The sequence below is a fragment of the Parapedobacter sp. 2B3 genome (assembly GCF_041925275.1).
Lineage (GTDB): Bacteria > Bacteroidota > Bacteroidia > Sphingobacteriales > Sphingobacteriaceae > Parapedobacter > Parapedobacter pyrenivorans_A.
In genome coordinates, this window is the sequence record NZ_JBHEUZ010000017.1 from 78,304 (window position 1) to 92,175 (window position 13,872).

A 13,872-nucleotide genomic window follows, 5' to 3' on the forward strand; every position below is an offset into this window, starting at 1 on the left:
AAACAATGGCAAATTATTTCAACACCCTACCCCTCAGAGAACAATTGAACCAATTAGGCGTTGCCGAATTTATGGATATCAGCGAATTTGCTGACGGCGTTAGCGCTTTGAAAGGTAAAAAAATCGTTATCGTGGGCTGTGGTGCGCAGGGCCTCAACCAAGGGCTTAATTTAAGAGACAGCGGACTGGATGTTTCGTATGCCCTCCGGAAGGAAGCCATCGAACAAAAACGCGACTCGTGGAAGAATGCTACCGACAACCACTTTACGGTAGGTACTTACGAAGAGCTGATCCCCACGGCAGACCTGGTTAGCAACCTGACGCCCGACAAGCAGCACTCATCGGTAATCGACGCCGTGATGCCGCTGATGAAAGAGGGTGCTACCTTATCCTATTCCCACGGTTTCAATATTGTGGAAGTAGGAAAGCAGATCCGTAAAGACATTACCGTCATCATGATCGCTCCCAAATGCCCCGGCTCGGAAGTAAGGGCAGAATACCTGCGTGGCTTTGGCGTACCCACACTCATCGCCGTCCACCCCGAAAACGACCCCCAAGGAAAAGGGCTTGCCGAAGCAAAAGCTTACTGCGTGGGAACCGGCGGCCATAAAGCAGGCGTATTGCGTTCTTCCTTCGTAGCGGAGGTCAAATCTGACTTGATGGGCGAACAAACCATTTTATGCGGGCTGCTGCAGACCGGATCCATCCTTTCATTCGATAAAATGGTCGAAAAAGGCATCGATCCGGGCTACGCCTCCAAATTGGTACAATACGGCGTTGAGGTCATTACCGAAGCGTTGAAACAAGGCGGGATTACCGCGATGATGGACCGCCTTAGCAATGTGGCCAAAATAAAAGCCTTCGAGGTTTCCGAAGAACTGAAAACAATCATGCGGCCTTTATTCCAAAAACACCAGGACGACATCATGAGCGGCGAATTTAGCCGCACGATGATGGAAGACTGGGCGAATGGTGACAAGCAACTGCTGGGCTGGCGTGCCGCCACCGGCGAGACCGCCTTTGAAAAAACACCTGCCGGCGACGTGAAGATCAGTGAGCAAGCATATTTTGACAATGCCGTGTTTATGGTTTCCTATATCAAAGCAGGCGTTGAACTCGCTTTTGAAACCATGGTCGAAGCAGGCATCAAACCAGAATCGGCATATTATGAATCGTTACATGAAACGCCGTTGATTGCCAACACCATCGCCCGTAAAAAACTGTTCGAGATGAACCGCGTTATTTCCGATACCGCTGAATACGGGTGTTACCTGTTTGACCATGCATGTAAGCCGTTGTTGGCCGACTTCATGAAAACCGTGGATACGGACATCATTGGCCGGGATTTCAACGAAGGGAAAGACCTCGCGGTCGACAACCAGGCATTGATTGCTGTGAACGAGGCCATACGCACCCATCCCGTTGAAAAAGTGGGTGCTGTATTGCGCAAAGCCATGACGGCCATGAAGGCGATAAAAACAGTGTAGAAAGCCCCCTTCCAAGCCGGCAGACACTGTGACCGCCGGGGCCGGCTTGGATGGCTTTATCCACCAAAAAAGGGCATAATTGCATATCATTCGCATTTTGCATAAATTTGTAACGTACTATAATGACTGACCCCGTCGTCCATATCGACCAATTGAACCTGCAATATGCGGGATGTGTGGTATTGGATCGATTGGACTGGCAAATCCACCGTGGAGAACACTGGCTCGTCGGGGGCAAAAGCGGCTCGGGCAAAAGTACGCTTGCAAAAGCCTTGGCTGGTCTTGAAAAAACAAGCGGCACCGTCAAAATAAACGTTGACCACGGGTCTCCGCTGCCTCCGCGTGTCTTGTATGTATCCAATTGGTATGCGTTTACCAACCTCGAAGGAGATCGCAATTTTTATTACCAACAGCGATATAACAAGCAACAAAAGGACGACACGCTAACCGTATACGCCGAGTTAGCGGCCTATGCCGAGTCCGAGAACCTGTCATTTGCAGACCTCGAGCAGTACCTCACCCTGTTTGAATTTACCGACCTGAAGGGCACCCAATTGATCGAGCTCTCTAGCGGTGAGCACAAGAAGTTGCAATTGATCAAAGCTTTGTGGCTCAAACCCCAGCTACTGATTGTTGACGAACCTTATACCGGATTGGACAAAGCGTCGCGTGGAAAGCTGAACGGTTTTTTTGACGAGCTTGCCGAAGGAGGGGCGCATCTCGTACTCGTTACGAATGAAGCCGATTTGCCACGCTGCATCAACCGGTTTGCTGAAATCAGTCAAGGCAAGATAAGGCAGGTGGACTCGCCAAACGCGTTTTCGACGGACTTGGGCCGTACGCGCCAACCACTACCCCTATTCCTTAGGGAGGCTCCCGTGTCGCCCTCCGATAGCATGGTAAAAATGGAAGACATCCATGTACGGTATGGCGAGAAGGTGGTATTGAAAGGAATCAATTGGACCGTCCTTGCAGGTGAGAAGTGGTTGCTACAGGGGCACAACGGTTCCGGAAAATCGACCCTGCTAAGCTTACTAACGGGCGACCATCCGCAAGCGTATGCCAATCGCATCAGCCTCTTCGGCCAACCACGTGGTAGTGGCGAGAGCATCTGGGAAATCAAAGAACGTATCGGCATTATCTCGCCAGAATTGCATTGGTATTTTGATAAAACCGCCCGTGTATGGCAAGCAATCGCTTCCGGCTTTTACGACAGTATCGGTTTGTTCAGACAGGTGAGTTACGAGAAACAGCAGAAAATCAATGAGCTATTAGCCTTCTTTGAACTCACCGAGGTCAAAGACCGGCTAATTACCACGCTGCCCCTGGGAAAACAACGCTTGGTATTGCTGGCCCGTACCATTATCAAAAACCCGCCGCTGCTGATCCTGGATGAACCGTGCCAAGGGCTCGACCACACGCAGACCGCGCTTTTCAACGCCGTGGTGGATGAACTCTGCAATTTCGGGAAAACGCTGATCTATGTGGGCCATTACGAAACACAACTACCCAATTGTTTGGAAAAGAAAATGATACTAGAAAAGGGCGAAGTACAGGTAATAGAAGAGATGAACGAACTTGCTTGTTAAGCAGGTACCAACACACATAACAAAAAAACAGCTTACTATGTTGCACGATCCTAACCGCATATATGTTTTTGACACCACCCTCCGGGATGGGGAGCAGGTGCCGGGCTCGCAGTTGACCACCCCTGAGAAACTCATCATTGCCGAAGCATTGGAAACCCTGGGTGTGGATGTTATCGAAGCCGGATTCCCGATTTCGAGCCCGGGCGACTTCAACAGCGTCGTAGAGATTTCCAAATTGGTGACCGACCCCACCGTTTGCGCACTCACACGTGCCGTGAAAGGCGATATCGACTGCGCCGCGGACGCACTGAAGTACGCGAAGCACCCCCGTATCCACACCGGCATCGGCTCGTCCGATATGCACATCAAATATAAATTCAACAGTACACGGGAAGCGATTCTGGAACGGGCTGTCGAGGCGGTGAAATACGCTAAAAGCTTCGTCGAAGACATCGAATTTTATGCGGAAGACGCCGGCCGGGCAGACAACGAATACCTCGCCCGTATGATCGAGGCGGTGATTGCCGCTGGCGCAACCGTGGTAAACATACCGGATACCAACGGCTATTGTCTCCCCGAGCAATACGGTGCTAAAATCAAGTACCTCAAGGAGCATGTAAAAAATATCGACCAAGCCATTATTTCTGTCCACTGCCACAATGACCTCGGACTGGCAACAGCCAACAGCTTGGCTGGTTTACAAAATGGTGCCCGTCAAGTAGAATGTACCATCAACGGCATCGGTGAGCGCGCGGGCAACACCTCGCTCGAAGAGATCGTTATGGCATTGAAAGTGCACCAATCCCTTGATCTGCATACGAACATCAACACGAAACAACTGTACCCGCTAAGTGGCACGGTAAGCCGGATGATGCGCATGCCGGTACAACCCAACAAAGCAATCGTAGGGAAAAATGCCTTCGCGCATAGCTCTGGCATACACCAGGACGGGGTACTCAAGCACCGTGAAAATTACGAGATCATGAACCCGGAGGATGTCGGTATCGACCAATCGGAGATTATATTGACCGCCCGGAGCGGCAGACATGCGCTAAAGCACCATCTGGTGCGCCTGGGATATGCCAGCGACCGGATTGACCTCGACCAGGTTTACCAGCGCTTCTTGGAACTCGCCGATGCGAAAAAGGAATTGAACGACGACGACCTGCTCCAACTGATGGGTGCGAAGGCGGAAGAAAATTTCAAGAATGGCTTAGCCATCAATGCATTGCAGGTGACAACCGGCGACCAGGACACCCCGATAGCAACCATCAAACTTGGTCATAACGGCGAAGAATACACAGCCACGTCAACCGGTAACGGCCCGGTAAGTGCAACTATTAAAGCCATCGAGGAGATCACGGGCAAACACATCGAAATCAAGGAATTTAACATCCACTCGATTCATGGCGGCAGCGACGACGTCAGTAAAGTGGATATGCGCGTAGTGTATGAAGACAAATCTTACATGGGCTACGGGTTCAGTACGGATATCGTTCGAGCTTCGGCAAATGCGTACCTCGATGCGTTGAATAAGTTTATTTAGCTATTAGTCGTAAGTCATTAGTCGCTAGTGAGGAAGTTTGGAAGCAAACGGCAAAAAAGCAAACAGCAAAAAAACAACAACTATAAAAATGAGTAAGACATTATTTGACAAAGTGTGGGATGCACACGTCGTGCATAAGATCGAAGGGGGGCCAGATGTGTTGTTTATTGATCGGCATTTAATCCACGAGGTGACCAGCCCGGTTGCATTTCTGGGGCTCAGGAACCGGGGTATCAGTGTACTGTATCCGGAGCGTACCTTTGCGACGGCCGACCACAACACACCGACAATAAATCAAGACAAACCCGTGGCAGACCCCTTATCTGCCAACCAACTGAAGGCGTTGGAAGAAAACACGAAGGCATATGGTATCCGGCATTGGGGCTTAGGCCACTACAAGAATGGTATCGTCCACGTAATCGGTCCGGAAAACGGCATTACGCAGCCCGGTGCCACCATCGTGTGCGGCGATTCACACACCTCTACCCACGGTGCCTTCGGTGCCATCGCTTTCGGTATCGGCACTTCCGAAGTGGAGATGGTGCTTTCTACCCAGTGCATCATGCAGCCGAAACCCAAAAAAATGCGCATCACCATCAACGGCGAGTTGGGCCGTGGCGTGTTGCCCAAAGATGTGGCCCTTTTCATTATCTCTAAACTCACGACGTCGGGTGCTACCGGCTATTTCGTCGAATATGCCGGCTCGGTATTCGAGCAGATGAGTATGGAAGGCCGCATGACCGTGTGTAACCTCAGCATCGAGATGGGGGCCCGCGGTGGAATGATTGCCCCCGACCAAACTACGTTTGACTACATCGAAGGCCGTGAATTTAGCCCGAAAGGTGCAGACTGGGACAAAGCGATGGCCTATTGGAAAACGCTGAAAAGCGATGCCGACGCCCAATTCGACAAGGAACTAACGTTTGATGGTGCGGACATCGAACCGATGATTACCTATGGTACCAATCCGGGCATGGGCATTGGAATTACCCAAGATATCCCCGATGCCAAGCAGGTAGAAGAGGCAAAAGCCACCTTTGAAAAATCACTCGGTTACATGGGTTTCCATGAGGGCGAAGCGATGGTGGGCAAGAAAATAGATTACGTATTCTTAGGTAGTTGCACCAACGGCCGCATTGAAGACTTCCGCGCCTTTGCATCCTTGGTTAAAGGTAAACGGAAGGCCGAAGATGTCACGGTGTGGCTGGTGCCCGGCTCGCACGTTGTGGAAAAACAGATCCGTGAAGAGGGCATCCTCGATACGCTCACCGAAGCCGGCTTTACCTTGCGGCAACCCGGTTGTTCGGCATGCTTGGCAATGAACGACGATAAAATACCCGCCGGAAAATACGCGGTGAGTACGTCAAACCGCAACTTCGAAGGCCGGCAGGGCCCCGGCGCCCGTACCTTGCTAGCCAGCCCCCTAGTAGCGGCGGCGGCGGCTGTAACCGGCAGAGTAACCGATCCGCGAACACTTCTGAAGTAAAAAATCAAAATTAAAAAGTGAAAATTGACATACGACTTTTAACTTTTGACTTTTGACTTTTAACTTTTAACTTTTGACTTTACCCAAATGGCATACGACAGTTTCAACATATTGACAAGTACGGCAGTTCCACTCCCCATCGAGAATGTGGACACCGACCAGATTATCCCAGCGCGGTTCCTCAAGGCAACCGAGCGGAAAGGCTTCGGCGATAACCTTTTCCGCGACTGGCGGTACCATCCCGATAATACACCGAAAGCGGATTTCGTGCTAAACGACCCCACATACACCGGTAAAATCCTCGTCGGTGGCAAAAACTTCGGCTCGGGCTCGTCCCGCGAACACGCCGCCTGGGCCATTTACGACCACGGTTTCCGGTGCGTGATATCCAGCTTCTTTGCAGATATATTCCGCAACAACTGCCTGAATATCGGCGTACTGCCCGTACAGGTAAGTGCGACCTTCCTAGAGAAGGTGTTTGCCGCGGTTTATGCCGATCCAGCAACCGAGTTGGAGGTTAACCTGCCCGAGCAGACCGTTACGATACTGGCCACCGGCGAAAAGGAGTCTTTCGATATCAATAGCTATAAGAAAAGCAACATGACAAACGGCTTCGATGATATCGATTACTTGCTTAACATCAAATCCGATATCCAAGAGTTTTCCAAGACACTCCCATTATAACCACATGGCCAGCAGGACAATTGAAATCATGGACACGACGCTACGCGATGGCGAACAAACATCGGGGGTGTCGTTCTCGGTTTCAGAAAAACTGACCATCGCACAGCTGCTGCTGGAGGAACTGCGGGTAAATCGGGTGGAAATTGCCTCGGCCCGCGTTTCACAGGGCGAATTTGATGCGGTGAAAGCCGTTGCGACCTGGGCTGCCAACAACGGCCACCTGGAGCGCGTGGAGGTACTCTCATTCGTAGACGGTGGCCGGTCGCTTACGTGGATGCGGGAGGCGGGTATCAACGTACAGAACTTGCTCACCAAGGGCTCGCTGAACCATCTCACGCACCAGTTGCGGAAAACCCCGCAGCAGCATTTCGGGGAAATAGCCGCTGTGATTGAATCGGCGGCCGACCATGGCATCCGCACCAACGTATATCTCGAAGATTGGAGCAATGGCATGCGCCACTCGCCCGATTATGTGCTGCAATACCTTGATTTCCTGGCATCACAGCCAATCGACCGGATCATGTTGCCCGACACACTAGGTATCCTTTCGCCAAACGAAACGTATGCATTCGTTTCTTCCATACGGGCTAGGTATCCCCGGGTACATCTCGATTTCCATGCGCACAACGATTACGACCTCGGTACGGCAAACGTACTGGAAGCTGTAAAGGCCGGCATCAATGGCTTGCACCTCACTGTAAACGGCATGGGCGAACGGGCTGGCAATGCACCGTTGGCGAGTGCCGTGGCCGCGATCAATGACCTGCTGCCCGATGCCGAGGTACGCATTAAGGAATCAGCCATTTACACGGTAAGCAAGCTCGTGGAAAACTTTTCGGGTGTGCGTATACCCGCCAACAAACCGGTGGTGGGTGATAACGTCTTTACACAGACCGCGGGTATCCATGCCGATGGCGACAACAAGAATAACCTATATTTCAACGATCTGCTGCCCGAACGATTCGGCCGCAAGCGCAAATACGCGCTGGGGAAAACCTCTGGCAAGGCAAACATCGAAAAAAACCTGCAAGAGCTTGGCCTCAAACTGAATGAGGAAGACCTGAAAAAGGTGACCCAACGGGTTATCGAACTAGGCGATAAAAAGGAGACCGTAACCACCGAGGACCTGCCGTACATCATTTCCGATGTGCTGACCACCGGCACCCAGGAACAACAGATCCTGGTGGAATCTTATGTACTCACGCATGCCAAGGGCCTACGCCCTTCAGCGACCATCGCCGTGCGGGTAAACGGCAAATTGTTTGAAGAACATGCACAGGGGGATGGCCAGTTCGATGCTTTCATGAATGCACTGACGATGGCTTATTCAAAAAATGACATCCGTCTGCCGGCCTTGGTAGACTATAACGTGCGTATCGCGCCGGGAAGCAGCTCGGATGCACTCTGCGAAACCACCATTACCTGGCAAACGGAGAAGCGGACATTTTCGACCCGGGGATTGGACTCGGACCAAACTGTATCGGCCATCAAGGCAACCCAGAAAATGCTGAACATCCTTCCGGACAGCAAGCACAAGACAATAGACACAAGGCATAAGCCCCTTGATATTAGACAGTAGATTGATTTTTAACTTTATAAGATGGAACTAAATATAGCGCAATTGCCCGGCGATGGAATCGGGCCGGAAGTGGTTGCACAAGCGGTAAAAGTGATTGATGCGGTTGCCGAGAAATTCGGACACCGAGTAAACTGGACATCCGGTTTGACCGGGGCCGCGGCCATCGACGCCGTAGGCGACCCCTATCCGGAGGCCACCCACGAAATCTGTATGGCTGCCGATGCCGTGCTCTTTGGAGCCATTGGCCACCCCCGTTATGACAACGACCCCAAAGCGCCGGTGCGCCCCGAACAGGGCCTATTGAAAATGCGCAAGAAACTCGGTCTGTTCGCGAATGTACGGCCTACGTTTACGTTCCCCTCGCTGATTGACAACTCGCCTTTGAAAAGGGAACGCATCGAAGGGACAGACCTCATCATTCTCCGGGAGCTTACCGGTGGTATTTACTTCGGCGAGCGCGGACGGAAGGACGATGGCAATACGGCCTTCGATACCTGTACCTATACCCGCGAAGAAGTACAGCGCTTGGCGAAGTTGGGCTTTGAAATGGCCATGGCCCGCCGTAAGAAACTATGCTGCGTGGATAAGGCAAACGTACTGGAAAGCTCCCGCCTATGGCGCGAAACCGTGCAGGATATGGAAAAAGATTTCCCCGAAGTGGAGGTAAGCTATGAGTTTGTGGATGCCGTTGCCATGCGCTTGGTACAATGGCCCAGTGCTTATGATGTATTGATTACCGAAAACCTCTTCGGCGACATCCTCACCGATGAGGCGTCTGTTATCTCGGGCTCCATGGGATTGATGCCCTCGGCCTCCATTGGCGTACATACGTCGTTATTCGAACCCATACACGGGTCTTACCCACAGGCGGCAGGCAAAGACATCGCCAATCCGCTGGCTACCGTCCTATCGGCAGCCATGCTGCTGGAAGACGTGTTCGGTCTTAGCGATGAAGCCGCACTCATCCGGGCCATCGTCAACAAATCGTTGGCCGAAGGCGTGGTCACCGAAGACCTTTCCGGAAAAAACAAAGCGTATAAAACCAGCGAGGTGGGTGATTGGCTAGCGGCCCAGGTAAAGGTAGCCGAAGCAGCCGAAACACCGGCTTCATGAAGCGCCGTACCGAAGCGGCAGCCGAACGTTTGGCGGGGGTGGTAACGCACACCCCGCTCCAGTACAGCCAACGGCTTTCTGAAAAATATGCTGCCACGGTGTACCTCAAGCGGGAGGACCTACAGGTGGTCCGCTCGTACAAACTGCGCGGCGCATACAACAAAATCAGCAAACTCACGGATGCGGAACGCTCCAAAGGTGTGGTATGTGCCAGTGCCGGCAACCATGCACAGGGCGTAGCGTTTTCATGTAAACGCCTTGGCATAAACGGGGTCATCTTCATGCCCGGCCCCACCCCCCGGCAAAAGATCAGCCAAACGGAGATGTTCGGTGGAGACCGCATAGAAATCGTCCTTACCGGCGATACCTTCGACGACTGCCAACAGGCGGCAACCGCATACGGGGCCGAACACGGCCTCACCTTTATCCATCCTTTTGACGATCCCGACATCATGGAGGGCCAAGGCACCGTGGGCGTTGAGATACTGTACGACCAGCCCGATACCGATGTGGTTATCGTACCCATAGGCGGTGGCGGCTTGGTATCGGGAATAGGGAACTATTTCAAGGAAACGAAGCCGGAAATTGTCGTTGTTGGCGTAGAACCCGAGGGTGCCCCCTCCATGAAAGCCGCGCTGGCGCATGGCGGGCCGATAACACTAAACGAAATCAACCGTTTCGTAGACGGGGCTGCGGTAAAACGCATCGGCGACCTTACGTATCGGTACGCACGTGAATTGCTGGCCGATGTACTGCTGGTGCCCGAGGGGAAAATCTGTACTACTATCCTCGAACTGTACAACAAAGATGCCATCGTGGCCGAGCCCGCGGGTGCGCTCGCGGTGGCGGCACTCGACGCCTATGCCGACCAAATCAGGGGCAAAAAAGTAGCATGTATCGTGAGTGGCGGCAACAACGATATCGACCGCATGGCAGAGATCAAGGAACTTTCCCTGCTGTATGAGGGACTTAAGCACTACTTCATCGTGCGATTCCCCCAGCGACCCGGAGCGCTCAAGCTGTTCGTGAATGACGTGCTGGGTCCGCATGACGACATCACCCGTTTTGAATTTATCAAGAAAACGCAGCGCGAACGGGGACCCGCCTTGGTGGGAATCGAGTTGAAAGATGCGGCAGATTACGCGGCGCTGGTAGACCGCATGCGCAAACACCGCTTCGATTTCAAGGAAGTAAACAGCGATCCGACATTGTTTGAATACCTGATTTGATCGGGCAATGATTGCGGTTGGCCAATCGTGTTAATATATCAATAAACATACCGAAAACACCCAACAATTATCCACAACAACGATTGTTGAAACCAACGAAATAAACACAAAACACTATAAAACAACCTATTACACCTACCCTGCCTCACAATAATTATCCACAATGTGTATAATTCCACATCTGTTGATAACAATTCCTACCTAGCTGGAATTAAATAGCTGATATTTGTTCAAGGCTACAACTTACCAACCTTACGGCAAGAAATGATTGGAAGCTCCCCACGAAAACGGTAGGCTTCCGGTGAATGTTGAACATAAAATTTTATAGCGTATGACACGGATTATTAAGTTCGAAAAAAACGATTGTGCACCCTGCAACCAAGTGTCGGAGTTTCTCGACCGCAGGGGTATTTCCTATGAAAAAGTAAATCCGTTTGACAAACCGGAACTAGCCATCCAATACAAGGTCCGTACCGTGCCTACGGTCATCGTATTGAACCAGGATGAGGAAACCCAGCGTATCATCGGGTTCAAGCCGGAAGAGCTGTCGGCTTTGACCGTGCAATAACCCGCCGAGCAAAACGGAGCCTACAACAGGCACACGCAGTACAGCACCATCATCATAAAAAAGACCCCCTCGGTATGTGGGGGTTTGGCATCTAAAAAGGTTCGCAACATGGAGCGGATATATTACGACAGCAAAACGGGCAACGTAGAACGGTTTATGCACAAAGTGGCCGAAGCGACCGGGTGGGAAACACAGAAAATCCAACCCGATACGGTGGCTGTGCAAGAGGGCCACTTGGTAACATTCACCACCCGGTTCGGGGAAATCCCTGAAACCACCAGGAACTTCCTGCAACAGGCAAGTCCGTATATCCTATCCGTGTCGTCGAGCGGGAACCGAAATTGGGGACAGAATTTCGCCGTTGCCGGAAACAAGATTGCCACCGAATACGGTATCCCGCTGGCATTGAAATTTGAACTATCGGGAACCAACGAAGACATCAACGAATTTATCGCCATCATCAAATCAAGGAGAAACCATGGTAACAAACGAGGTAGCAAAGAGCTGGATATTGCTCAATAACGAAATCATGATCAAGAACGACGAGGAATTTAGCCTGCACAAGGACAAAGAGGCTGTGCGCGCTTATTTCCTCGAGTACGTCAATAAAAACACGGTCTTCTTTTACACCCTTAAAGAGAAAATAGACTACCTCATCGAAAACGACTACTACATCAATTTCTATGAGTGGTTTACCTTTGAGGAGATGGAGCGGGTATACGATTTCATCGCTTCCAAAAAATTCCGCTTCGCCTCGTTCATGAGTGCGTTCAAGTTTTTCCAAAGCTATGCCCTGCGCGATGATTCAGGAGAGAAGTTCCTGGAGCGCTACGAGGACCGCGTTGCTGCCGTATCGCTGTTCCTTGCCCGCCACGGCGGGGTAGAGCAGGCGCTCGAATATGCCGAGCTGCTGATCAACCAGGAATACCAGCCTGCAACGCCTACGTTTCTCAACGCCGGCAAAAAGCGCTCGGGCGAATTGGTATCCTGCTTCCTCGATGAAATCGGCGACAACCTCAATGGCATCGGCTACGCAATAGATTCGGCGATGAAGCTGTCTTCCATCGGTGGCGGCGTATCGTTCAATATTTCAAAAATCCGCGCCCGTGGTGAAGCCATCAAAGGTGTGGATGGGCGTGCCGGTGGCGTGTTACCCATCATGAAAATCCTGGAAGACACCTTCTCTTATGCCAACCAATTGGGCCAACGGCCCGGAGCCGGGGCGGTGTACCTCAACATCTTCCACTCGGACATCGAAGAGTTCCTTGATTGCAAGAAAATCAATGTGGATGAGAAGGTCCGCATCAAGTCGCTCTCTATCGGTGTAATCGTGCCCGATAAGTTCATGGAACTGGCTACCAAGGATGAGCCTTGCTACCTGATCTATCCGCACACGGTGATGCAGGAATACGGCCAACCGCTGGATAACTTGGATATGGACGAAATGTACGATGAGCTCGTTACCAATCCGAAAATAAAGAAACGCAAAATCAATGCCCGCCACCTGTTGGTCAAAATTGCCCAAACGCAGAAGGAAAGCGGCTACCCGTACATTTTCTTTAAAGAAAATGCCAATAAGCAACACGCATTGAACGGCATTGGCAAGGTCAAATTTTCCAACCTCTGTACAGAGATCATGCAGGTATCCGAGGTGTCTGACATCAATATCTACGGACAGGAAGATACGATCCGATACGGTATTTCGTGCAACCTCGGTTCGCTCAATATCGCTACCGTAATGGAAAATAAACGGATCAAGCAATCCGTAAAAACCGCTATGCGTGCGCTCACCATGGTAACCGACGTAACCGACATCGCCATGGTACCTTCCATCCAGAAGGCCAACCGCGAACTACACAGCGTGGGCTTGGGTGCAATGAACCTGCACGGCTTCCTCGCAAAGAATTTCATCATGTATGAAAGCGAAGAAGCATTGGATTTCGCCAATGTGTTTTTCATGATGGTCAATTATTATTCGTTGCAGGCATCCATGGAGATTGCCCGCGAACGGAAGCAAACCTTCGAAGGTTTCGAAAAAACGGCGTATGCCGATGGGACATATTTCGACAAATACACCACCCGCGATTACTTCCCTACCACCATCAAGGTGACCGAATTGTTCGCCGGTGTCGATATCCCGTCTATAGAAGATTGGAAAGTATTGAAGCAGGAGGTACAGGAGCACGGCATATACCATGCCTACCGGATAGCCATTGCCCCCAACCAGTCGACCTCATACATCATGAATGCCACCGCATCGGTCATGCCGATTGTCGATACCATCGAAGTGCGGGAATACGGTGATAGCACCACCTATTACCCCATGCCGTACCTCACCAACGACAACTACTTCTATTACAAATCGGCATACGACATGGACCAGATGAAGGTATTACGGCTGATTTCCGTTATCCAGCGGCATGTGGACCAAGGTATATCCACCATCCTGCACACCAACTCCAAGGATAATACCCGTGATTTGGCCAAATACTACATCTTTGGACACAAAATGGGACTGAAATCGTTGTATTACACGCGCACGCGGAAATCATCGATCAGCGAGTGTGTGTCGTGCTCGGCATAGGGAAAGA

General features: G+C 51.4%; 11 protein-coding genes. All 11 read left to right on the forward strand.

Annotation, left to right across the window (positions count from 1 at the left end; genetic code table 11):
• The first annotated feature begins 5 nt into the window (after positions 1-5).
• The 11 genes from ilvC (at position 6) to nrdE (ending at position 13,865) form a co-directional block, all read left to right on the forward strand.
• Positions 6-1,487, forward strand: coding sequence for a ketol-acid reductoisomerase (gene ilvC / locus ACEVG1_RS17185; RefSeq protein WP_374744958.1), 1,482 nt, complete (start codon positions 6-8; stop codon positions 1,485-1,487).
• A 122-nt stretch (positions 1,488-1,609) separates the two neighbouring features.
• On the forward strand, positions 1,610-3,076 hold the full coding sequence (locus tag ACEVG1_RS17190) for an ATP-binding cassette domain-containing protein (RefSeq protein WP_374744959.1): 1,467 nt from the start codon (positions 1,610-1,612) through the stop codon (positions 3,074-3,076).
• Positions 3,077-3,113: 37 nt separating this feature from the next.
• Entirely contained in the window at positions 3,114-4,622 is a 1,509-nt protein-coding gene (locus ACEVG1_RS17195; RefSeq protein WP_374744960.1) for a 2-isopropylmalate synthase, read from the forward strand.
• Positions 4,623-4,710: 88 nt separating this feature from the next.
• Positions 4,711-6,108, forward strand: a complete 1,398-nt coding sequence (gene leuC, locus ACEVG1_RS17200; protein WP_374744961.1) for a 3-isopropylmalate dehydratase large subunit — start codon at positions 4,711-4,713, stop codon at positions 6,106-6,108.
• A gap of 87 nt (positions 6,109-6,195) precedes the next feature.
• Positions 6,196-6,792 carry a 3-isopropylmalate dehydratase small subunit gene (gene leuD, locus ACEVG1_RS17205; RefSeq protein WP_374744962.1) on the forward strand — a complete coding sequence of 199 codons (597 nt, stop codon included), beginning with the start codon at positions 6,196-6,198 and terminating at the stop codon, positions 6,790-6,792.
• Between the two features lie 4 nt (positions 6,793-6,796).
• Positions 6,797-8,371, forward strand: coding sequence for an alpha-isopropylmalate synthase regulatory domain-containing protein (locus ACEVG1_RS17210; protein WP_374744963.1), 1,575 nt, complete (start codon positions 6,797-6,799; stop codon positions 8,369-8,371).
• 21 nt (positions 8,372-8,392) lie between these two features.
• Entirely contained in the window at positions 8,393-9,484 is a 1,092-nt protein-coding gene (gene leuB / locus ACEVG1_RS17215) for a 3-isopropylmalate dehydrogenase (RefSeq protein WP_374744964.1), read from the forward strand.
• Positions 9,481-10,713 carry a threonine ammonia-lyase IlvA gene (gene ilvA / locus ACEVG1_RS17220; RefSeq protein ID WP_374744965.1) on the forward strand — a complete coding sequence of 411 codons (1,233 nt, stop codon included), beginning with the start codon at positions 9,481-9,483 and terminating at the stop codon, positions 10,711-10,713. The genes leuB and ilvA overlap by 4 nt, the downstream gene beginning before the upstream one ends.
• Positions 10,714-11,044: 331 nt before the next feature.
• Positions 11,045-11,281, forward strand: a complete 237-nt coding sequence (locus tag ACEVG1_RS17225) for a glutaredoxin family protein (protein WP_374744966.1) — start codon at positions 11,045-11,047, stop codon at positions 11,279-11,281.
• Positions 11,282-11,389: 108 nt separating this feature from the next.
• A complete protein-coding gene (nrdI, locus tag ACEVG1_RS17230; protein ID WP_374744967.1) occupies positions 11,390-11,803 on the forward strand; it encodes a class Ib ribonucleoside-diphosphate reductase assembly flavoprotein NrdI in 414 nt (137 codons plus the stop codon).
• On the forward strand, positions 11,760-13,865 hold the full coding sequence (gene nrdE / locus ACEVG1_RS17235) for a class 1b ribonucleoside-diphosphate reductase subunit alpha (protein WP_374744968.1): 2,106 nt from the start codon (positions 11,760-11,762) through the stop codon (positions 13,863-13,865). The genes nrdI and nrdE overlap by 44 nt, the downstream gene beginning before the upstream one ends.
• The last annotated feature ends 7 nt before the right edge of the window (positions 13,866-13,872 follow it).

Bases quoted from the DNA above. Each gene is read 5' to 3' on its own strand.
- leuC (WP_374744961.1), top strand. From the start codon at position 4,711: ATGAGTAAGACATTATTTGACAAAGTGTGGGATGCACACGTCGTGCAT.
- leuB (WP_374744964.1), top strand. From the start codon at position 8,393: ATGGAACTAAATATAGCGCAATTGCCCGGCGATGGAATCGGGCCGGAA.
- leuD (WP_374744962.1), top strand. From the start codon at position 6,196: ATGGCATACGACAGTTTCAACATATTGACAAGTACGGCAGTTCCACTC.
- ACEVG1_RS17210 (WP_374744963.1), top strand. From the start codon at position 6,797: ATGGCCAGCAGGACAATTGAAATCATGGACACGACGCTACGCGATGGC.
- ilvC (WP_374744958.1), top strand. From the start codon at position 6: ATGGCAAATTATTTCAACACCCTACCCCTCAGAGAACAATTGAACCAA.
- ACEVG1_RS17190 (WP_374744959.1), top strand. From the start codon at position 1,610: ATGACTGACCCCGTCGTCCATATCGACCAATTGAACCTGCAATATGCG.
- ilvA (WP_374744965.1), top strand. From the start codon at position 9,481: ATGAAGCGCCGTACCGAAGCGGCAGCCGAACGTTTGGCGGGGGTGGTA.
- nrdI (WP_374744967.1), top strand. From the start codon at position 11,390: ATGGAGCGGATATATTACGACAGCAAAACGGGCAACGTAGAACGGTTT.
- ACEVG1_RS17195 (WP_374744960.1), top strand. From the start codon at position 3,114: ATGTTGCACGATCCTAACCGCATATATGTTTTTGACACCACCCTCCGG.
- ACEVG1_RS17225 (WP_374744966.1), top strand. From the start codon at position 11,045: ATGACACGGATTATTAAGTTCGAAAAAAACGATTGTGCACCCTGCAAC.
- nrdE (WP_374744968.1), top strand. From the start codon at position 11,760: ATGGTAACAAACGAGGTAGCAAAGAGCTGGATATTGCTCAATAACGAA.